Raw genomic sequence first — 21,144 nt, forward strand, 5'->3', positions numbered from 1 at the left:
CACGCTAGCGTCAGAAAGAAAAGTGAAGCGTCATTCGTGCAGCGGCACTCCCTGACAAGCCAAGGCAGCGACAAAGCGCCCCACAACCATAACACACGGTTATTAATTAAACGACACAAAAGAAGGTGGCATTATTACTGCTATTCTGATGCTCCAAGGCCAGCACGCATGCCACCGCACCGCGCTATTACGCACATCGCTCCCCTTTCCGCCCATCACGCCAACGTAGACAGAAAACCCATGAAAAGAAAAGGGCAACACCACTGGCATTACCCTTTTCCGGTCATCACTGGGACGATCAGCGCGAGCGCACTTCACTCCATATCTTCTGGAACGTCTGCAAAGGCACACCGTCTAGCCCCGGCAGCATGTGCAAGCGCTGCTGCTCTTCATCCGTCGGCCATGCTGGCGCTTCGCGCAGCACGTCGTCCAGATAAGGCTGCGAGGCCTGGTTGGGCGACGCGTTATAAATGTAGTTCGACAGTGCCGCCCCTTGCTTAGCATCCATCACGAAATTGATGAACGCATGCGCTAATTCGGGGTGAGGTGCTCGTTTGGGAATCATCATGACATCGACCCAGCGCTCGGAGCCTTCCTTCGGCAGCATATAGGCCAGATGCTCGAAGCCTTCGGGGTCTTCGTTGCGCTGATTCACGAAATCGCCACTGAACGTCACGCCGACCCGATTTACGCCGCGCACGACTTGTGACAGCACTGGGGCACCATCAACGAAGCCTGTGAAGTTGCTGCGCTGGCGGGTTTTCAGCAGCAGATGGGCCGCGTCGATCCACTGTTTCTGATCCTGACAGGTATACCCATAGCCCAGATAGGCACAGGCGGCCGCGATCATCACATTGCCGTCGGTCTGCATCGAAAACGGTGCGTCAGGGTTGAGCTTAGGATCAAACAGCAAGGCCCAGCTTTTCGGTGCATTCGGAAAAACACGCGTGTCGTAGACCAGCCCGGTGGAGCCCCACTGATAGGGCATGCTGTATTTCAGACCGGGATCATAGTCCGCTTCGGCGAATACCGGCAGCAGATTGCGCTCGTTGGGCAGCTTGGAATGATCCAGAGGCTGAACAAGCCCCGAGTGGATCAGGCGCGGAACGTAGTAGCTTGATGGAATGACCAAGTCGAACTGGGCATCGCCACCCGCCTGCAAGCGAGCATACATGTCCCCCATGGTGCCGAAATAGTTCAGCACCACGCGCGCGTTGTACTGCTTCTCGAACGCATCAATCACTTCAGGGCTGGTGTAATCCGTCCACGTGAAGATATACAGCGTTTCACGGGCCGATGCCGCCATGGGAAGCGCCAGCAGCGCCGCACAGCCCAGCCACCGAGCACGGCGGCAAATGCCATTAATCGTGTGCCGTATGCGGTGCATCATCATGCGCGCGCCCTCTTTCTCCAGTTGCCCAGCAGCATGATGATCACGGCCACCATCACCGCCAGAATCATCAGACTGCCGATAGCGTTGATCGACGGCGAGACCCCGCGCTTGATCGAACTCCAGATGTAGATCGGCAACGTGGCGCTTTCTGGCCCTGCGGTGAAGAAGCTGATGGCGAAGTCATCGAACGACAGCGTAAACGACAGGAAGAACGACGACAGCAGCGCCGGCTTGATCTCGGGCAGGATCACGTGCGTGAAGCGCTTAGACGGTGACGCGTAGAGGTCCTGCGCGGCATCGAACAGTGCGGCATCCATATTGACGAAGCGCGAATACACCAGCAGTGCCACAAACGGAAGCTCGAAGGTCACATGCGCCAGCGTCATGGTAGTCAGTCCGGGCGAGAAGAGGCCGATCCAGCTGCCCACCTTGACGAACGAGGTCATCTCGGCCAACCCAAATACGACGTCAGGCATTACCACCGGCAGATAGATCAAAGCGATCAGCCAGCCCAGCCCGCGCCGACGGTGCCGATAAAGGCCATACCCCAGCATGCTGCCCAACACCAAGGCGATAGCAGAGGAAGACACCGCCAGAATCATGCTGTTTTTGAAGGCACTAAACAGCTCTTCGTTTTCCAGCAGCTGGCGGTACCAGCGCAGTGAGAACCCGGCGAAGTGTGCGGTGCTGTTGATGCTGTTGAAGGAATACAACACCACCATGCCTAACGGCAGATAGAGAAACAGCACCATCAGCCACCAGAAGATGCCAAACATCGGGTGCCGACGTTGAACATGCCTCATACCAGCACCTCCTCGCCACCGCCGAACTTGCGCCCCATCCGGCGCAGTAGCCAGATACCCACCAACGTGGCGATCAACATCACCAGCGCACCTGCAGCCCCTAGCGGCCAGTTGGCCCCTTCTGCAAACTGCAGCGCTACTAGGTTACCGATCATCATGGCACGCCCACCGCCCAGCAGTTCGGGCACCACGTACATACCGAAAGCCGGGATCGCCACCAGCACCATGCCGGCCAGCAAACCTGGCAGTGTCTGCGGAAAGATCGCCGCCCAAAACGTCTTGTACGGCGAAGCGTACAGGTCTCGTGCCGCTTCGATCTGCGACACGTCGAGCTTCTCGAACGAGTTGTAGAGCGGCAGCACCATGAACGGCAGGAAGTTGTAGACCAGCCCCAGCATCACCGCGAACGGTGACGGGTACAGCCCCATCCACGGTGACAGTAGCCCCATCGCACTGGCCGCATCGGAGAGCGGCGTTTCAGGCGCCAGCAGGTTCATCCAGCCAAACGCACGCACCACTTGGTTGGTCCACGACGGCACCACCAGCATCAGCAACATAACGGGGCGCAGCGAACGGCGACTGGTAGCGATGTAGTACGCCAACGGATAGGACACCAGCATCGTCAGCACGGACGAGATGACGGTATATTCCAGCGAACGCAGCAGCGTGTAGATGTTGGCAGGACTCCAGCCCAAAACGCCGTCACCGGCCAGCTGGTCGAACGCCGACAGTGTCAGTGGCAGCGTAGGCTGGCCATAGGTGTCGTTCGACATGAACGCCATCGACACCAGATACAGGCTGGGCAGCACCAGAAACAGCGAGATCCACAGTACGGATGGCGCGGTCGTCCAGAGCAGGTGGCGGGTTTCACGCCGCCGAAAACGCCGATAGGCGTCATGTGAAGCAGTCATGAGGCATTCCCTCTCGATTCGGCATCCAGTTCAGACGAAAACAGCATTCAGCTGTCGATCACCACGACGTCTTCGGGATAGATTTCGATCTGTACCCGGCTTCCCACCTTAAACAGGCGGTCGCCACTGTTGCGTTCTTCGACGAGAATTTCCGCATCGCCACAGGCCAGCTCATATTCGACGGTGGCCCCGTGGTAGTAGCGACCAATCACGTCCCCTTCCAGTCGATTGAGCTTAGCCCCAGGCTCGACACCGGGAGTGCCCGGCAGACTCAGCTCGATGGTTTCGGGACGAATCAGCGCCACTTTGCCCGGTCGCGACGACTCGGTGATCAGATCACCCAACGCCGTTTCAACCTGACGGCCACTCTGCGCAGTGATATCAAACAGGTTGTCGTGCCCCATAAAACTGGCAACGAAGCGATTGACCGGCGTTTCGTATACTTCCTGCGGCGTGCCCACCTGCTGGATCTTGCCATCGTTGAGTACCGCGATGCGGTCGGACATCACCATGGCTTCTTCCTGATCATGAGTCACGAACACGAAGGTCATGCCCAGGCGCTGCTGCAAAGCACGCAGCTCGAACTGAAGCTGTTCGCGCAGCCCGGCATCCAATGCAGAGAGGGATTCATCCAACAACAGCACGTCAGGCTCGCAGACCAGCGCGCGCGCCAGCGCTATACGCTGACGCTGACCGCCCGACAGTTGGTCGATGCGGCGGTTGAGCAGGCCATCCAGCTTGATAATGGTCGCGATGTCAGCGACACGGCGAGCCTGATCTTCCTTGCTGATGCCTTGCATGCGCAAGCCAAAGGAGATGTTGTCGCGCACGTTGAGGTGCGGGAACAGGGCGTAAGACTGGAAAACGGTGTTGATGCTGCGGCGATGCGCAGGCGTCATGGTGACGTCGCGGTTACCGATCGAGATCACGCCAGCATCGGCAACGTCCAGTCCGGCAATCAAACGCAGAAGTGTGGTCTTGCCACAGCCGGAGGGGCCCAACAGGGTGAAGAATTCCCCGGGCCGGATATCAAGGTCGATATCGTCAAGCGCGATGGCGTCATCACCGAAGCGGCGAGACAGATTACGCAACGAGATCGAAGAGGCTTCGCGCGGCGCACCGGCTGCAGGAACGCCGCGCGCAGCCTCGGTGGGGGGATCGTCCATGGCTGCGCTGTTTTCCGCAACCCCGGTTGATTGGGAAGGGGTTCCCGTCATGAAGGCGTCTCCAGAAATATCAATTGCCGCACAAGGTTGCGCGACTACTGTGCCAGAAGGACATCTAAGGAAATGAACGCGCAGTGTATATAAAGTTGCGCGAGATGCCAGCCGTTTTGACGAAAAAAGATGAAGCGGGATGACGCACCCTCGCGTCCCCGCTTCCTCGGCATTAACACTACATGCTGTGCAGTAGTATTACACCGTGTGATTCATGGGTTTCTGACCTAGGCTGACGCGCGGCTGCTGCCCCAAATCCGTCAAAGATTCCACCTGTACATAGCCGCATTCGTTCAGCATAGCGCATACCGCCTCGGCCTGGGTCCAACCGTGCTCAAGCAGCAGCCACCCTTCCGGTCGCAGAAACTGCCAAGCGGTATCGACCAAATGACGCAAATCGGCAAGACCATCATCGTCCGCCACCAGCGCCGAGCGAGGCTCGAAGCGCACATCACCTTCATTAAGGTGATGATCATCCGCCGCGATATAAGGGGGATTGGAAACGATCAGCTCGAAACGAGCCGTCGGCGGCAGCGCTGTGAACCAGTTGCTTTCGATAAAACGAGCATTAGCGATACCCAGCCGCCGAGCGTTGCGCTGTGCAAGTGACACGGCCTCGGGCACAACATCCGCGCCGATGACCTGCCAGCCTGCTCGCTCACTGGCAAATGCCAGCGCAATTGCCCCGGTGCCTGTGCCCAGATCCAGCAACTGCCCCTCCGCACGAGTCGCGCGGGCGAGCGCAGTGTCAACCACCAGCTCCGTATCGGGGCGCGGAATCAGGGTATGTGGCGCGGTTTCCAGTGTCAGCCCCCAGAACTCGCGCTCACCGATCAGATAAGCAACCGGCTCGCCCGTATGGCGACGTTCAATCAACGTGGCAAAAGCGGCTCGTGCCTCTTCTGCAATAGTCTGATCGCCCCAGGTGTACAGCCACGTGCGCGGCTTGCCGATGACATGACAAAGCAGCAGTTCAGCATCAAGGCGTGCCGTATCACTGCTGGAAGATAAGGTCTGCGCGGCCGCTTTCAACAGCGCATCAGCGCTTATATCGCTCATGCCTGAAGAGCTGCCAACTGATCTGCCTGATGCTCTTGGATTAGCGCATCGAAGACTTCATCCAGATCGCCTTCCATAACATCACTGAGCTTGTACATCGTCAGGTTGATACGGTGATCGGTCAGGCGCCCCTGCGGGAAGTTGTAGGTACGAATGCGCTCGGAGCGGTCGCCCGAACCCACCAGCGAGCGGCGCGTTTCAGCCTGCTGCTTGTGCTGTTCGTCTTCCTGCTGCTGGCGAATGCGCGCAGCCAGCAATGACATGGCCTTGGCCTTGTTCTTGTGCTGCGAGCGTTCATCCTGACACTCGACTACCGTACCGGTCGGCAAGTGAGTGATGCGGATGGCCGAGTCGGTAGTGTTGACGTGCTGACCGCCCGCCCCACTGGCGCGGAACGTGTCGATGCGCAGCGTCGAGGGATCAAGCACAACATCGACGATCTCATCCACTTCAGGCATCACCGCCACGGTGCACGCTGACGTATGAATGCGCCCCTGCGACTCGGTCGCAGGCACGCGCTGCACGCGATGGGCACCGGATTCAAACTTGAAGCGACTGTAAACGCCGCTGCCGGCCAAACGGGCAATGACTTCCTTGAAGCCGCCCTGCCCGCTCTCACTGGCGCTGATAATTTCGACGCGCCAGCCACGGCGTTCGGCATAGCGGGAGTACATGCGGAATAGATCACCGGCGAACAGCGCTGCTTCATCGCCCCCCGTACCGGCACGCACTTCAAGGAACACTCCACGCTCATCGTCAGGATCCTTGGGAATCAGCAGCTGCTTGATGCGCAGCACCTGCGGTTCGTAGTCGGCCTGCAGTGCTTCGAGTTCGTCTTTAGCCATCGCCCGCATGTCAGGGTCGCTGTCGTTGGCCATCGCCTGAGCGGCCTGAATGTCATCTTCTAGCGCGCTGAAGGCACGCCATGCGCTGATCAACGGTTCGAGATCAGCGTATTCGCGAGAGTAGTCGCGGAAACGGTTCTGATCTTGAATGACATCCGGCTCGGACAACAGCGCCGAGAGTTCTTCAAACCGTTCTTCCGCCGTTGCAAGACGGGCGCGCAGAGTATCCTTCATCTAGATCGCGTTCCTTGTTGATGTTCAGACGTGGCCGCGGCGGGTTCTTCCAGCAGCAGGTGTTCAAAAGCGGTCAATATATCATCCCGCTGCTCGCGCGAGGCATCCCGCAGCCGCGTCGTCGGGCCGTGCAGCAGGCGATTGGTAAGCTGATGGGACAGCCTCTGGATCACTTCTTCTGGAGAATGGCCGCGTGCCAGCTGCGCCAGTGCCTGCGCTTCCGCCGCTTGGCGCACCTGTTCGGCCTGCTCACGGTGCCTTTGGATCATGGGCCCGATTGAGCGCAGGCGGCACGCTACGCGCCACTGCTGCAAACTCTGCTCAATCACCAGCTCGGCCGCGTTGGCCGCCTGCTCACGGCTGCGACGATTGTCATCGATGATATCGTTGAAATCGTCCAGCGAATACAGGAAGACGTCCTCAAGCTTCGCAACGGAAGGCTCAATGTCACAGGGAACGGCGATATCCGCCATGAACAGCGGGGCATAGCGGCGCGCTTTCATGCTGGCGCGCACCATATCGTAGGTCAGCACTGGCGTTGGGCTGGCCGTCGAGGAAATCACGATGTCCGCCTGTTTAAGCGCTGCAGGCAATGCATCGAGCGACACCGCCTCACCACCTACCTCACGAGCCAAGGCTTCGGCTCGCGACACGGTGCGGTTGGCGATGATTAATCGAGGAACTCCCGCTTCCTTCAGATGACGCGCAACCAGCGCAATAGTCTCGCCAGCCCCGACCAGCAGCGCAGTGGCCCGTTCGAAATGATCGAAGATGCGCCCCGCCAGCTGTACAGCGGTATAAGCCACTGACACGGTATGCTCGCCGATGCCGGTGCGGCTACGCACTTGCTTCACCGCCGAGAACGCATGCTGGAACATGCTGTCCAAACGAGGCCCGAGAGTGCCGCTATCTTGCGCGCACTGATAGCCTTGTTTGAACTGACCAAAGATCTGCGGCTCGCCCAGTACCAGCGAATCCAGTCCGCTCGCCACACGAATAGTATGCGCCACGGCACTTTCATCGGCATGGGCATAAAGGTGGTCATCAAGCGCGCCAGCCGGCAGATCGTGATAGCGCTCCAACCAGTGCTGCAGCGGCTCAATGCCGCCACGCACGGTGGCTAGCTGAGGGCTACCACTGACATACAGCTCAGTGCGGTTGCAGGTCGAGACAATCACCGCTTCAGCAACGCCGTCGAGCGCCACCAGCGCCTGCAAAGCAGACGCTTTCTGCGCATCGGAGAACGACACGCGTCCCCGCAACTCTTGCGAGGCGGTACGGTGATTCATGCCCAGTATCAGCAGTGTCATGGCATCGGTCGTGATCATCAGGACGCTGCGCGAGGGCAACATCGTCGGAAAAGGAGTGGCGTATTCAATCTGTACCGTGTGGCAATGACAAGCGTATGAAGGCAGCGCCTCTGCACAGGTCATCACAGCACCGTGTAGTGGCGGCATCGACTGGCATCGATTAGCGCCTCAGGTAGTTGCTTCGCGGTAAACGAACCTTACCGGAAGTCTGGATGAATTGTATGCTATCCCTCAGCAGGATGGGGGCTTTATCCGATGAAACGCGGCTATCGACTCGATTGGAGAAACTGAAGGCGACAGGAAGGTTTGAACATCGCACGCTTCATCGAGCAGGTCTTCTACTCTAGCACACCCCTCTGCCATCGGCAGATCGGCTTGGCCTCATATGGGTCCAATGCTTTATCATGACAAAAGATCGCATGGCGACATGATGACACAGCGGACACCGCCGCGGGTACTTTCGAGAACACGCCGCCGTTCGCTGTCAGAACACCGCCCCTTCGCGGGCTAGCGCATACACGCCACGAGGTCCGCATGCTCAGAGTGCTTATTCTTGCAGCCTTGATCTGGCCGCTGACCGCGTGTCGCGACCGGACTCCGACAGCCGCCGAACCGTCAGCGCCCGCATCGCTGCCCGCGTCACCCGCCATGCCCGGGGATCCGGTCAGTGCGGGCCTCGACAAGCCGAGCCTTACTCAACTGCTTCAGGCACATCTCGAAGAGCGCTATCAACACCCCGCCAATGCCAGCCAGCTTTATCTAAGTCAGGCACGCCTGCATGGCGATCGTTCTCTGGCGCAGGATGCTTGGCGCACCGCACAGCGCGCGGGAAGCGCCTCTCTGGCGCTGGAAGCGGTCACGCTGTGGCGTTCACTGTTCGATCAGGCATCTGCAAACGCATCTTTTGCCCTCTCTCAGGACGATGTGGCGATGATGCACGCGCTATGCGAGCAGGCGCTGCAGGCACAGCGCTGGGCTGAGGCGATGTTCTGGCAGCTCTCTCTCGACCGCTATGGCCATCACGATGCCATCGACAGCATGCTGGAAACGTGGATGGCTACCGAACAGCCTATGCCGCGCGACGCGCTTCGCGCTCAGGTCGATACCTATCTGAAGCAGTACCCAAGCCATGATGAAGCTCATATCGTCTGCGCCGCTCTGCTAGCAGGCGACGAACGCTATCCAGAAGCGTTCCAGCGCTTGAATGATGTCCTGCATCGCCACCCTGACAATCTGGATGCCCTGTTTGCCAAAGCATTGGTCGAGCAGCGTCTTGGGCATCTTGAAGCCGCCTTGAAGACCGTACATACCGCTATGGCGCATGGCGGCCAACAGGAGTTTCGCTTTGGCCTGTTGCGCATCGACATTGAACTCGACCTGCCCGGCGCCACCCTGGCCGACCGCCATATTCATCAATTCGTGCAACAGCTTCCGGCCTCGGCCCGTGCCATCAACGAACTGACCCAGTTCTTGCTTGATCACCATCATGCCGACGCCGCACAACGTCTGATGGAGCACTATCCGTTGACGGAACAGGAAGCACAAGATGCTGGCCTGCTGGCTCATCGGCAAGCCTTGCGAGGCGTCACCGCCGACCAGCTTGATGATGTCGACGCCGCACTGCGCGCATTCCAACAGGTCACACCAGCCTCGCCGCTGTTCGCCCATGCTCAGCTACGACTGCTGACGCTGACGCAGGAAAGCCAAGGTAATGATGCTGCAGCACAGCTCATGCGCCACCAGCGCGAGCGCTTCCCCGATCAGTTACTGCTGTTGGTACAGCTCGAATTCTCCGCCTTGCAGCAAGCCCAGCAGCCGGAGCAAGCCTCAGCACTGCTCGAACAGATCGTAGATGCCTATCCCGAGCACGACGGCCTACGTTATCTGCGCGCCATGCAGCGCATGGCTCAGCAGCAGATACCCCAAGCGTTGAGCGACCTGCAACTGCTGGTCGAACACCAACCCCATAACCCCATATTCCTCAACGCCTATGGCTACATGCTGGCCGACCAGAAACAGGACTATGCTCAGGCAGTACCGCTGCTGCGTCGTGCAATCACACTGGCCCCAGACAATGCGGAAATACAGGACAGCTTAGGTTGGGCACTCTACGGACAGGGGCAGTATGACGAAGCCCGCCAATGGCTAGCACGCGCCTACAACGCGCTGCCATCACCGGAAGTGGCACGCCACTATCTACAGGCGTTGATGGCGACACACAATGAAGCCGAGGCCCAGCGCATCTTGGGTCAGCTCTATCGGTCATCCTCGCTGGATCAGGCCGCGCGCAGTGCATTGCTGCAACAGTTTCCCACGCTACGCGCACCGTCGCCTTGACCACAAACGGCTACAAGCGCAGCCCATGCAACATTACGGCGGTTCGATCGTCAGATAATGAAATAGAAAAGAGAAGACAGGGTCAGCGCCACGGTAAGTAGAGTGAGAGTGGAGCATACTCCGTGCGCTGGCCCAGCAAGAACATATGACCCTATTCCCGAGGAGCACTTTCTCTTATGTTGAACCTGCTGTTTAAAAGCCGCCTAACAGGCCTATTCATCGGGCTACTGCTGCTTTCGGGCTGTGCCCTTTCACCGTCGACGCCTCCGCAGGAACGCCCCTGCGGCCGCTGGGAAAGCCAGATACCTAAGACGGAAGCGCTGCAGCGCTGGACGGTGGCCGGCAAAGTCAACTTGCGCACACCGCAGCAGAACGACACCGCCAGCTTCGACTGGCAACAGCAGAACCCCGATCACTACCGCATGATGATCAGTGGCCCTTTTGGCATTGGCCGCAACACACTTGAACAGCAGAACGATCAGGCCGTGTTATCTAACGGCAATGGCACATTCCACGCATCATCTCCTGAAGGACTGATGCAACAGCAGCTGGGCTGGTCGCTGCCAATTTCAGCGCTGTACTACTGGGCCCGCGCACTGCCCGCCCCCAACCAGCCCTATCACATGACACCTGATGTGTGCGGCTACCCCGCCACGCTCGACCAGCAAGGCTGGCATATCGAATACAGTCAGTGGACCTTCAGTGATGGCTACTGGCTGCCAGGCCGCCTGAAAATGCATTACGGACAGCTGAACGCCACGCTGTTGCAAAAAGAGTGGCACCCGGGCCGTTACGACACCGAATGAGACCAACAAACACGGCATAACATCGCGCCGCACCCGGCGTTGCGTGGTCAGACATGATGCAAAAACGTCAATGATGGCCGCTATCCGCTATGCACCTACGGCGCTCAGAAGAGCGTCGTAGCCTTTCACTCGGCAGGCCTGCTGAAACAAGGATGATCAACACGTAAAGCAGGAAAGCAGGAAAGCAGGAAAGCAGGAAAGCAGGAAAGCAGGAAAGCAGGAAAGCAGGAAAGCAGGAAAGCAGGAAAGCAGGAAAGCAGGAAAGCAGGAAAGCAGGAAAGCAGGAAAGCAGGAAAGCAGGAAAGCAGGAAAGATCAAAACGAATCACACGGCCTTTTTCAACAGCCTTCCATCAAAATAGTATCCCCACGTCGAAGATTAATGCCTTGTAGCGCTCTTACGCCTCTTCCCCTATTTCTTACCCGTGGTTCATCTTTATACTTCTGCCGTGGCGCATACCGTCAGCCTCTACTGAAGCCCGCCCTATTCTTATTAGATAGAGCACAGCCACACGCCTTTTGACTAGCCACCAGCGCAACGGAACCTGCCATGTCAATGTCTCTCACGCTGCCCGCGCCCGCCAAGATCAACCGCATGCTGCACATCACGGGCAAGCGCCCTGATGGCTATCACAACCTGCAGACCCTGTTTCAGTTTCTGAAATACGGCGATGACCTGACATTCTTCTGCCGCGATGATAATCAGCTGACGCTATCGCCAGCTGTGGAAGGTGTAGAACAGGAACAGAATCTGATCATCCGTGCCGCCCGACTATTGCAGCAAGTCGAAACGTCAGCGCCTCATGCACGACCAGCGGAGCGCCGCGGCGCAGATATTCATCTGATCAAACGCATCCCCATGGGCGGCGGTCTCGGCGGGGGCAGCTCGGATGCAGCCACTACCCTGTTGGGCCTCAATCGTCTATGGCAACTGGCGTTGTCACTCGACCAGCTGGCGGCACTGGGCGTCACGCTCGGCGCTGACGTACCCGTGTTCGTGCACGGCTTTGCAGCATGGGGTGAAGGCATCGGCGAAAAACTGACGCCAGCGCCGCTAGACACGCCATTATTCTGCGTTGTTCACCCCGGCGTTTCCGTCGTGACCGCGGATGTATTCCGCTCTCCCGAATTGACACGCTATAGCCCGGTGATTAGTATGGAGCACGCACTGCGGAGGGGACGCAACGATTGCGAACCGATCGTCCGGCAACACTCCCCTGCCATCGCTGCTGCACTGGACTGGCTGAGCCAATTCGGAGACGCGCGACTGACAGGAACAGGATCTTGTATCATCCTGGGGTTGACAGACGAACAAGAAGGTCGTAATATCCTGCTCCGAGTCAGCGAGGAACACACTGATTGGCAAGTGTTTCTAACTGAGTCGAGCAACATCTCTCCTCTTCATGCCACGCTCAACGAGCAACCAGGCATGACAGGTTGATCGGTTGCTGGGGTATCGCCAAGTGGTAAGGCACCGGTTTCTGGTACCGGCATTCCCAGGTTCGAATCCTGGTACCCCAGCCATTTCTCGCTCAACTGAATTCATTTAAATAAATTCAGAACCGATCTCTAAGGGCACTCTTGTACCCTTTTCGAGCAACCTGGCATCCAAGCACTTTTCAAGATTCCCTAAGCATCCAAAAGGTGGCTTGCGCTGTGTCCAAATTGATGGTCTTCGCCGGTAACGCTCACCCAGAACTGGCACGCAAGGTCGCCGAGTGCCTCGATAATCGTCTTGGTCACGCGACCGTTGGTCAGTTCAGCGATGGCGAAATCGCCGTCGAGATCAATGAGAACGTGCGCGGCAAGGATGTCTTCATCCTCCAGTCCACTTGTGTTCCTACCAATGACAATCTGATGGAATTGATCCTGATGGTTGATGCCTTGCGTCGTGCTTCCGCGACTCGTATCACTGCCGTCATGCCGTACTTCGGTTATGCACGTCAGGATCGTCGCGTACGTTCTGCACGCGTGCCGATTTCGGCCAAGGTCGTGGCAGACATGATGGTTAAGGCCGGTGTAGACCGTGTCATGACCATGGACTTGCACGCAGATCAGATCCAGGGCTTCTTCGACGTACCGGTCGACAATGTCTACGGCTCTCCCATCCTGCTAGATGACATCGAGCGCCAGAACTACGATGACGTCGTCATCGTCTCCCCTGACATCGGGGGTGTCGTTCGTGCGCGCGCTGTCGCTAAGCAGCTGAATGTGGAACTGGCCATCATCGACAAGCGCCGCCCGCGTGCCAACCAGGCACAGGTGATGCACATCATCGGTGATATTCAGGATCGCACCTGCATTCTGGTCGACGATATGGTCGACACGGCGGGTACACTGTGCAAAGCAGCCGAAGCACTTAAAGTGCGCGGTGCCAAACGTGTACTGGCCTATGCAACGCATCCGATCCTGTCCGGTCCGGCTATCGACAATATCTCAAGCTCTCAGCTTGATGAACTGGTCGTTACCGACACTATTCCGCTTTCCGAAGCAGCGCGTCGCAGCGGCAAAATCCGCCAGCTGACCGTCGCAGGTCTGATCGGTGAAGCCATTCGTCGCGTCAGCAACGAAGAATCTGTCAGCGCCATGTTTCACTGAGGCCAACAGCCTCAGCACGACAAGCGTTGACTGCAAAGGGGGTACAGCTTCGGCTGTATCCCCCTTTTCACGAATGACAGGACCTGGTCGCGGGCCTGTCAATTTCGTTAATAAGGCGTCTACTGCGCCTATCAACTATGCGTATTCCCACGGGAATACCGATGAGGTCTATTCCATGAAACACGATTACACTCTTACTGCTGTCGTCCGTACGGAGCTGGGGAAAGGTGCGAGCCGCCGCCTGCGTCGTGCGAACGAACGTGTTGCAGGTATCATCTATGGTGGTGAAACTGCACCGATGCCGATCGCTATCGACAAACCGGCGCTGTACAAAGCCATCGAAGATGAATCTTTCTACTCTTCCATCATCACGATCAACGTTGATGGCAAAGCAGAGAAAGTTGTTGTTCGTGACCTGCAGCGTCACCCGTTCAAAGCGGTTCTTCTGCATGCCGACTTCATGCGTGTCAACGCTAACGAAGAAATCACGCTGACAGTACAGCTTCACGTTGTCAACGAAGAAAACTGCAAAGGCGTTAAAGTCGACGGCGGTGAACTGCACATCCAGAACACTGATATCGCTATCAGCTGCCTGCCGCAGAACATTCCGGACCACCTGGAAGTCGACGTTGCAGATCTGGGCGTGGGTGAAACCATCCACCTGTCTGGCCTGAAACTGCCGGCAGGCGTTACAGCTGTTGAACTGGCTCACGGTGAAGACCACGACCAGCCGCTGGTCAGCGTCCATCGCGTAGCAGATCACAGCGAAGCAGAAGGCGAAGAAGGCGATGCACCGGCAGCAGACAGCGCCGCTGAATAAGCCTTAATCGCTCCCTTCGACCATCCATGTATCCTTTCCGAGAGCCGTGGTGTGTCCACGGCTCCGGCGGCAAGAGGCAGTTCTTATGAGCACAGTATCGGCTATTATCGGGCTACGTAATCCAGGAGCTCAATATGCTGATACGCGCCACAATGCCGGGGCATGGATGGTCGAACTGCTGGCACGGCAGGCCGGGGCATCACTGCGCAGCGAGCGCAAATTCCTCGGTGACTACGCTAAAGTCGAGCTGGACGGTCACACTGTCCACCTGCTGCTTCCCAGCACGTTCATGAATTGCAGCGGCCAATCGGTCTCACTGCTCACCAAATTCTTCAAGCTGTCCCCCGAGCAACTGCTCGTGGCCCACGACGAGCTTGATATTCCTCCCGGACAGGCGCGCTTCAAGCAGGGGGGTGGCCACGGTGGCCACAATGGCCTGCGCGACATCATCAGCGCTCTAGGCAATAACCGCTCCTTCCATCGTCTTCGTATTGGTATCGGTCATCCTGGTGATGCTAGCCGCGTCGTCAACTATGTGCTTGGCTCGCCCGGCAAGAGCGATCGGATTGCCATCGACTCAGCGATCGAAGCTGCCGTCGATGCTCTGCCTCTGGCACTGTCAGGGGACTGGGCAAAGGCCATGAATCGCCTGCACGCCGTCCGCTTCTAGGTTCTTTCCTTCGGGCCTCTATTTATCAGGATCATGCCATGGGTTTCAATTGCGGTATTGTCGGCCTCCCGAACGTGGGTAAATCCACGCTGTTCAACGCGCTGACCAAGTCCGGTATCGAAGCGGCAAACTTCCCGTTCTGCACCATCGAACCGAATACCGGTATCGTGCCGATGCCCGACCCGCGCCTCGACGCGCTGGCCGAAATCGTCAACCCTGAGCGTACGCTGCCCACCACGATGGAATTCGTGGATATCGCGGGGCTGGTCGCGGGGGCATCGAAGGGTGAAGGTCTGGGTAACCAGTTCTTGGCCAACATTCGTGAAACCGAAGCCATCGCACACGTCGTACGCTGCTTTGAAGACGATAACGTCATTCACGTAGCCAACCACGTCGACCCGCGTGCCGATATTGAAACAATCAATATCGAGCTGGCCCTGTCCGATCTGGGCACGGTCGAAAAAGCCCTGACCCGTCTGGTACGTGCGGCCAAAGGTGGCGACAAGGAAGCGATTGCTGTCAAAGCGCTGTTCGAACGCATCCAGCCGCATCTGGCAGAAGGCCAGCCGCTGCGCAGCTTCGGTCTGACCGATGATGAAAAAGCGCTGGTACGTGGCTATGGCTTCCTGACCCTCAAGCCGACGATGTACATCGCCAACGTCAGCGAGGACGGTTTCGAAAACAACCCGTACCTCGACATCGTGCGCGAAATCGCTGCTTCCGAAGAAGCGGAAGTTGTTGCGGTATGCAACAAACTGGAAGCTGAAATTGCCGAGCTGGACGACGAGGAAGAGAAAGCCATGTTCCTCGAAGAGCTGGGCATGGAAGAAGCCGGGCTGGACCGCGTTATCCGCGCGGGCTATAAACTGCTTGGCCTTCAAACCTACTTCACCGCGGGCGTAAAAGAAGTACGCGCATGGACGGTGAAAGTGGGCGCAACTGCACCACAGGCTGCCGCAGCGATCCATACCGACTTCGAAAAAGGCTTCATTCGTGCTGAAGTGATCAGCTATGACGACTTCATCGAATTCAAAGGTGAAAGCGGCGCAAAAGAAGCGGGTAAATGGCGCTTAGAAGGCAAATCTTACATCGTACAAGATGGCGATGTTATGCACTTCCGCTTTAATGTCTAAATAAAATCTGCTGTCTCATGAGGTTTCGCTGAATCTCATATCAACGGAGAAACCATATAAAATCCACGCAATTGCGTGGATTTTTCATTTCACAATGTCTCAATTCATCTCATAACAACGCTGTCAAAAATGAGTACATGGATGAGTACAATATTCTTTCATCTTCATTTTAAGTGAGTACAATAACGGTATAATAAATAAACAAGGCCCCGTTATGCTCACCGATACGCAATGCCGCACTGCTAAGCCGAAAGAAAAACTCTATCGACTCAATGACTTCAATGGCCTCTACCTCGAAGTGAAACCCAACGGCAAAAAGGCCTGGCGCTATCGGTTTAAACTCAACGGCAAATCCAGCATGTTCGCGTTGGGTGAGTACCCGACGGTCAAACTTGCCGAAGCTCGCGAGAAATGTGAGCAAGCGCGTAAACAAGTCGCAGATGGAGTTAGCCCGACACAGGCTCGCCAGTTAGATAAGATCCGCAAGGTCAACGACGCATCCAACACCTTTGAGCTGATTGCCAAAGAGTGGTTGCAGCTGAAAGACTGGGCCGAAATCACCAAAACGCGGCGACTGGATATGCTTGAGCGTGTAGTTTTCCCCGCCATCGGCAAACTTCCTATCAGAGAAATCACTCCGCACCACATTCTTAAAATTCTTCAGGAAACGGCTAAGCGCGGCGCTCCGACCGTTGCCGCTGAAGCCCGTCGCACCATTTCATCAGTTTTTGAGTTGGCAGTCGCGACGCTTAGAGCTGATAGCGATCCTGTATGGCCTGTGCGCAAGGCCCTTCCGGCTAATAAGACACAGCACAAACAGGCACTAAATCCTCAGCAAATCGGAAAGTTACTAAGCTGTTTTGACAATAGTCGTGGCTCGTATCAGGTTAACTATTGCATGTGGCTTATGTGGTGGACATTGGCGCGTCCTGCGGAAGCCACCGAAGCAGAATGGACAGAATTCGATCTTGATAACGCCCTATGGACCATTCCGGCAGCGCGCATGAAAGCTCGTAAGGGACAATTGAGCGTAGCCATGCTAAAAAGCTAGCATCGCCACTGGTGAGGTAGCCATATGAGCAGGCCTTCAATGTAGAAGAAGGCCTTTTTATGTCAAGTGATATATCACATACCCGTTAGCTATAGGTTGCTGTTACGCCATGCAGGGGATTACCGTGCAGCGTAATAATACGTAACTTATCTTTACATGACTCGGTGGAAAACTTCTGACGCATATGACGACGAAGACCCTGACTTGCAGTAGTCAGCACTAGGCGCATATTGGACTCACTGTTGGTAAGCATTCTGAAAACGTCCATCATAGCGACCCGGTTGAGATCATCTAGGTGGGCAACAGGCTCATCTAGGAAAAATGAGCCTTTTAAAGTCCGCGCTCTTGCAAGGAAGAGAGAAAGCGCAAGGTCTTGTCGTTGTCCCTGACTGAAGTGCGTCTGTGCGTTTAAGGTAGTGAGTGGCGTATATTCATCATTATATCCCACACCACGTTCGGGCACATGGTTCATAACAGCCTCCCAGCAAAATGCCCGCTGATCTTTTCCCATACTGAGTGCCTGATATACTTCATTAGCATGCATGCGCGAAAACAGTTCAGACGCGGGTAGTAATAGCTGGTCAAGACTCTGTTTTGCAACGTCATCTATATGCCTATCCCAAGCATCTCGTGTTTGTGATGCAACGGTAACAATCTGTTCACGTAAACCGAGCTTATGTTGAACCTTTAGGAGTGAAGCTTTTGTTTTTTCGAGCGCCGCCATGTCAGAACTGACACTGAGAGCAGCTTTAACCTGCTCCAGCAATTGATGCGCCTGATTCAGTTTATCCGTTTCATCCTCTAATGCTTGGCTTAGAGACTGTTTCAAAACCCTAGCATCAGTTTTTTAAAACAGATCATGGCACATCGCAGCAATGTGAAGGCACAGTAAATATCGAGTCGACGCTCGCACCGAACGGCTAGTCGTTTAGCGTGATTGAGCCATGCAAAAGTTCGCTCTACCACCCAACGGTGCCGACCTAGTGTCGTGCTGCTGTCCTTGCCTCGGCGCGCTATGCGCGGTGTGATACCTCGAACACCACAGGCTTCCCGGCAACGTGTGTAGTCATAGGCTTTGTCAGCGTGCAGCTTGTTCGGACGATGCCGAGGTCGTCCACGACTGCCTTGCAGCTTAGGTAACCCTTCCAGTAACGCCGTCAGCGGAACGCTATCGTGCATGTTGGCTCCAGAAAAAAGCACCACCAACGGCACACCATTGCTATCCGTCAGTACATGGCGCTTGCACCCCGGGCGCCCTCTATCGGTGGGATTGGGGCCTACGGCAGATCCCCCTTTTTCGCCTTCACGGATGAGCTATCCACGCAGGCGCGTTCCCAGTCGATGCGGTCTGCCAAATGCAGACGTTGTAACAGCTCATGATGGAGTTGCTGCCAAACGCCTGCCTCATGCCACTCTTTCAACCGTCGCCAGCAGGTAGGACCGGAGCCAAAGCCTAGAGAGGTAGGCAGATGTCGCCAAGGAATCCCCGTCATCAGTACGAACAAGATGCCAGATAGCGCTTGTCGGTCAGATACACGAGGTCTTCCTCCGCGAGGGTCTGGAGTGTGCTCAGGGAGAAGAGGCTGGATGATATGCCAGAGTTCGTCAGAAAGTAGTGAAGTAGCCATGCGGTGGGATTTTTGGGCAACATGGTTTTTTTCAAGAGGGTTTTGAAACCCTTTCTTATCACAGTGCCAAAAGTGGATAATCTATCACCTATCCATCTAGAGTTCGTTAGGTTTCTTTATCATTCGATTCAGTGTTCTTATACAAGGAGTAGTTAGTCTCTATGAGTGTTATAAAAGATTTTTTAGAACAATATAGCAAGCAGTATGATTACTATTCTGAGTTGGCAAAAATTGGCTCAAACTTGCTTGAGCAGGAATTGGAAAAGAGAGGGATTAAAGCCATAGTTTCATTCAGAGCTAAGCGACCAGACCGCTTAGAACAAAAACTAAATCAAAGAAATGAAAAGTCAGCATATGCAGATGTTGCTAATATATATGAAGATATAGTCGATCTGGCCGGCGTTCGAGTGGCTTTATATTTCCCAAAAGATAGGGAAGTAGTTGATGAAACCATTAATTTTTTATTTAACGTCCGAAAAAAGAAAAACTTCCCAGAAGCATCTTATAAACCTAAATTTGAAAAAAGGTTTTCTGGTTACTGGGCATCTCATTATCGTGTCAATTTGAAAAACTCTAACCAAAATAAGAAGCGTTACGAAAGTGCATTATTTGAGGTTCAAGTAGCATCGGTTCTTATGCATGCCTGGTCCGAAGTCGAACATGACCTCGTTTACAAACCTCTAGCAGGCGATTTGTCTGAAGAGGAACTTGCAATCCTGGATGAGATTAATGGATTAGTGCTTATTGGCGAAATAGCTCTTGAAAGGCTTCAAAAAGCCATAACAAAAAGAGCCAAAGAAAAAGATAATATTTCAAACAGATATGAGCTGACGAGCTTTATAACCAATTCCCTTAACAAGAATTATTTAAACAAACTTAAATTAGGTGATACTAAAATTTTATTTAATTATCTCGAAGATAATTCCAGCATAGGCGCCAGTAAACTTTCTGAATATTTGCGTAAAATCAATCAAAGTGAAAAAGAAACAATCACAGATCAGTTGCTTCTAATGATTATCAATGATTCATACAAGAGCGCTGGAAGTAATTTAAATCTTTCAAATTATTTCAAACATGCTCTTGGGGAACATAAGGACGTATCAGGGTTTGAGTCATTTGTTAAAACATGGATTTTACTAGAAAAAGCAGTGTCTTTAATTCACAATCAAAATAATCGCCAGCACAAAAAATTCTTCACCGCAAAATTTGAGCCATTAGTTTCTGACGGAGTGCTGACGCGGGAAGAGTCAATTGAACTAAACCATTTTAAAAGAATTAGAAATAACTTACTTCATGGTATAGAAACACCAAACGATAAAGATCTAAATGAAATGTTCGTTAGATTGTTAGCATTAACTGAGAAGATTACATCATCTATTAAAAATGATGATGATAAAGCTAAATTGCTCAAAGAAATAAAGACGTTGAGTGATTAAAATATGAGATAAAAATTATGATCATAGAGCAATTATTGTTTTATATTCAGAGCTAGAATCTAAGCAGAATGATATGTCCGCTCCTCGCTCGTAGCTGACCTTACGTCTCTTTAGCAGGTCGGTGCGGTGCCAGGTGCGAACGGTTTGTAATAATTCATGCTATTTAAAATATTTTTGCTTATCATTGGACACTTAATAATCTCATCTAGCCTTGAGAGCTGAGGGTAGGATAGAAATGCGATTAAGATTTTGATAAGCCACTAAAGGAAGGTTCGGATGAACTCGTTACCACACCAAAAGATTGTATTTAAGCAGCCTGATTTATGTCATCACTGCCAATCTCGCTATGTAAGTGACGTTAAGGTTATAACTATTGAAAAGAATTTTAGTTACGGTTGGAGGATGCACGGTAAAGGAACTCTACATGTAGAATGCAGATGCCCGATGTGTGGTATGATGTATACCTCTACTGAAAAAATGATACCAATTGAATGTGATAGCTATCTTTGTCCAAGTTGTAATGATGCAGAAAACCTTGAATACAAAGTTTGCAAAATAGAAAGAGACGAGAATGATTTTACATTTGAGGCCGAAATCTTTTGCAAGAAATGCCATAAGACAAAAAATTTAGCCACGCATTTAAGCGTTTTTTAATATAAAAAAATTAGAAATAAAAATGACTGGGGTTACCATCGAGCGATTTAACGAATAGAAATAAACGCATGATTGCTGGTTCTCAATGCTTTTCATTGTTGAAATGTATTGAGAACCATATAATAATTACACTTGTGATGATTAACCCCCCATAACAAAAATGCAAGTGCAATTTCATCATGAAAATATAACTCTATGTTTCATAGTATAATATCGACTTACCGCTCATAACTGTCGGTT

Annotated in this window: 18 protein-coding genes and 1 tRNA gene; 10 read left to right on the forward strand and 9 right to left on the reverse strand. The window is 54.3% G+C overall.

Annotation, left to right across the window (positions count from 1 at the left end):
* Positions 1–298 precede the first annotated feature (298 nt).
* The 7 genes from ZBT109_RS10590 to hemA all read right to left on the reverse strand — a co-directional run bounded on the left by ZBT109_RS10590 (position 299) and on the right by hemA (position 7,790).
* Positions 299–1,393: an ABC transporter substrate-binding protein gene (locus ZBT109_RS10590; protein ID WP_197714337.1), complete on the reverse strand. Its 1,095-nt coding sequence runs from the start codon at positions 1,391–1,393 to the stop codon at positions 299–301.
* Entirely contained in the window at positions 1,390–2,196 is an 807-nt protein-coding gene (locus ZBT109_RS10595) for an ABC transporter permease (protein WP_027705875.1), read from the reverse strand. The genes ZBT109_RS10590 and ZBT109_RS10595 overlap by 4 nt, the downstream gene beginning before the upstream one ends.
* Positions 2,193–3,107 carry an ABC transporter permease gene (locus tag ZBT109_RS10600; RefSeq protein ID WP_027705874.1) on the reverse strand — a complete coding sequence of 305 codons (915 nt, stop codon included), beginning with the start codon at positions 3,105–3,107 and terminating at the stop codon, positions 2,193–2,195. The genes ZBT109_RS10595 and ZBT109_RS10600 overlap by 4 nt, the downstream gene beginning before the upstream one ends.
* A 47-nt stretch (positions 3,108–3,154) precedes the next feature.
* Positions 3,155–4,324: an ABC transporter ATP-binding protein gene (locus ZBT109_RS10605; protein WP_027705873.1), complete on the reverse strand. Its 1,170-nt coding sequence runs from the start codon at positions 4,322–4,324 to the stop codon at positions 3,155–3,157.
* A 198-nt stretch (positions 4,325–4,522) separates the two neighbouring features.
* A complete protein-coding gene (prmC, locus tag ZBT109_RS10610; RefSeq protein ID WP_027705872.1) occupies positions 4,523–5,374 on the reverse strand; it encodes a peptide chain release factor N(5)-glutamine methyltransferase in 852 nt (283 codons plus the stop codon).
* 5 nt (positions 5,375–5,379) lie between these two features.
* Positions 5,380–6,462, reverse strand: a complete 1,083-nt coding sequence (gene prfA / locus ZBT109_RS10615; protein WP_027705871.1) for a peptide chain release factor 1 — start codon at positions 6,460–6,462, stop codon at positions 5,380–5,382.
* Positions 6,459–7,790, reverse strand: a complete 1,332-nt coding sequence (gene hemA / locus ZBT109_RS10620) for a glutamyl-tRNA reductase (RefSeq protein ID WP_232012839.1) — start codon at positions 7,788–7,790, stop codon at positions 6,459–6,461. The genes prfA and hemA overlap by 4 nt, the downstream gene beginning before the upstream one ends.
* Positions 7,791–8,306: 516 nt before the next feature.
* Between hemA and ZBT109_RS10625 the strand changes: the two genes are divergently transcribed.
* From ZBT109_RS10625 to ZBT109_RS10670, 9 genes are all read left to right on the forward strand, one after another.
* Positions 8,307–10,109, forward strand: a complete 1,803-nt coding sequence (locus tag ZBT109_RS10625) for a tetratricopeptide repeat protein (protein ID WP_027705869.1) — start codon at positions 8,307–8,309, stop codon at positions 10,107–10,109.
* A gap of 176 nt (positions 10,110–10,285) precedes the next feature.
* Positions 10,286–10,915, forward strand: a complete 630-nt coding sequence (gene lolB, locus ZBT109_RS10630) for a lipoprotein insertase outer membrane protein LolB (protein WP_027705868.1) — start codon at positions 10,286–10,288, stop codon at positions 10,913–10,915.
* Between the two features lie 549 nt (positions 10,916–11,464).
* Positions 11,465–12,355, forward strand: coding sequence for a 4-(cytidine 5'-diphospho)-2-C-methyl-D-erythritol kinase (gene ispE / locus ZBT109_RS10640; protein ID WP_027705867.1), 891 nt, complete (start codon positions 11,465–11,467; stop codon positions 12,353–12,355).
* A gap of 8 nt (positions 12,356–12,363) precedes the next feature.
* Positions 12,364–12,438 (forward strand) — tRNA-Gln (locus ZBT109_RS10645).
* A 132-nt stretch (positions 12,439–12,570) separates the two neighbouring features.
* Entirely contained in the window at positions 12,571–13,512 is a 942-nt protein-coding gene (locus ZBT109_RS10650; RefSeq protein WP_027705866.1) for a ribose-phosphate pyrophosphokinase, read from the forward strand.
* Positions 13,513–13,687: 175 nt separating this feature from the next.
* A complete protein-coding gene (locus ZBT109_RS10655; RefSeq protein ID WP_027705865.1) occupies positions 13,688–14,332 on the forward strand; it encodes a 50S ribosomal protein L25/general stress protein Ctc in 645 nt (214 codons plus the stop codon).
* A gap of 85 nt (positions 14,333–14,417) precedes the next feature.
* The gene (pth, locus tag ZBT109_RS10660) at positions 14,418–15,002 is read left to right on the forward strand and encodes an aminoacyl-tRNA hydrolase (protein WP_027705864.1); all 585 of its coding nucleotides are present in this window, start codon (positions 14,418–14,420) and stop codon (positions 15,000–15,002) included.
* 38 nt (positions 15,003–15,040) lie between these two features.
* Positions 15,041–16,135: a redox-regulated ATPase YchF gene (gene ychF, locus ZBT109_RS10665; RefSeq protein WP_027705863.1), complete on the forward strand. Its 1,095-nt coding sequence runs from the start codon at positions 15,041–15,043 to the stop codon at positions 16,133–16,135.
* Between the two features lie 214 nt (positions 16,136–16,349).
* Positions 16,350–17,186: a tyrosine-type recombinase/integrase gene (locus tag ZBT109_RS10670; RefSeq protein WP_197714338.1), complete on the forward strand. Its 837-nt coding sequence runs from the start codon at positions 16,350–16,352 to the stop codon at positions 17,184–17,186.
* Between the two features lie 85 nt (positions 17,187–17,271).
* On the opposite strand, the gene ZBT109_RS10675 is transcribed toward ZBT109_RS10670, so the two are convergent.
* Both ZBT109_RS10675 and ZBT109_RS10680 read right to left on the reverse strand, forming a co-directional pair.
* A complete protein-coding gene (locus tag ZBT109_RS10675) occupies positions 17,272–18,015 on the reverse strand; it encodes an ATP-binding cassette domain-containing protein (RefSeq protein WP_027705862.1) in 744 nt (247 codons plus the stop codon).
* A protein-coding gene (locus ZBT109_RS10680) for an IS5 family transposase (protein WP_120185367.1) occupies positions 18,012–18,814 on the reverse strand; the annotation gives its coding sequence in 2 pieces (ribosomal slippage) (positions 18,012–18,484 and positions 18,484–18,814; 804 coding nt in all). Before ZBT109_RS10680 ends, ZBT109_RS10675 begins: the two co-directional genes overlap by 4 nt.
* A 161-nt stretch (positions 18,815–18,975) precedes the next feature.
* On the opposite strand from ZBT109_RS10680, the gene ZBT109_RS10685 reads away from it, so the two are divergent.
* The gene (locus ZBT109_RS10685; RefSeq protein ID WP_051524113.1) at positions 18,976–20,250 is read left to right on the forward strand and encodes a GTP pyrophosphokinase; all 1,275 of its coding nucleotides are present in this window, start codon (positions 18,976–18,978) and stop codon (positions 20,248–20,250) included.
* Positions 20,251–21,144 lie beyond the last annotated feature (894 nt).

The organism is Zymobacter palmae (assembly GCF_003610015.1).
Classification (GTDB): domain Bacteria; phylum Pseudomonadota; class Gammaproteobacteria; order Pseudomonadales; family Halomonadaceae; genus Zymobacter; species Zymobacter palmae.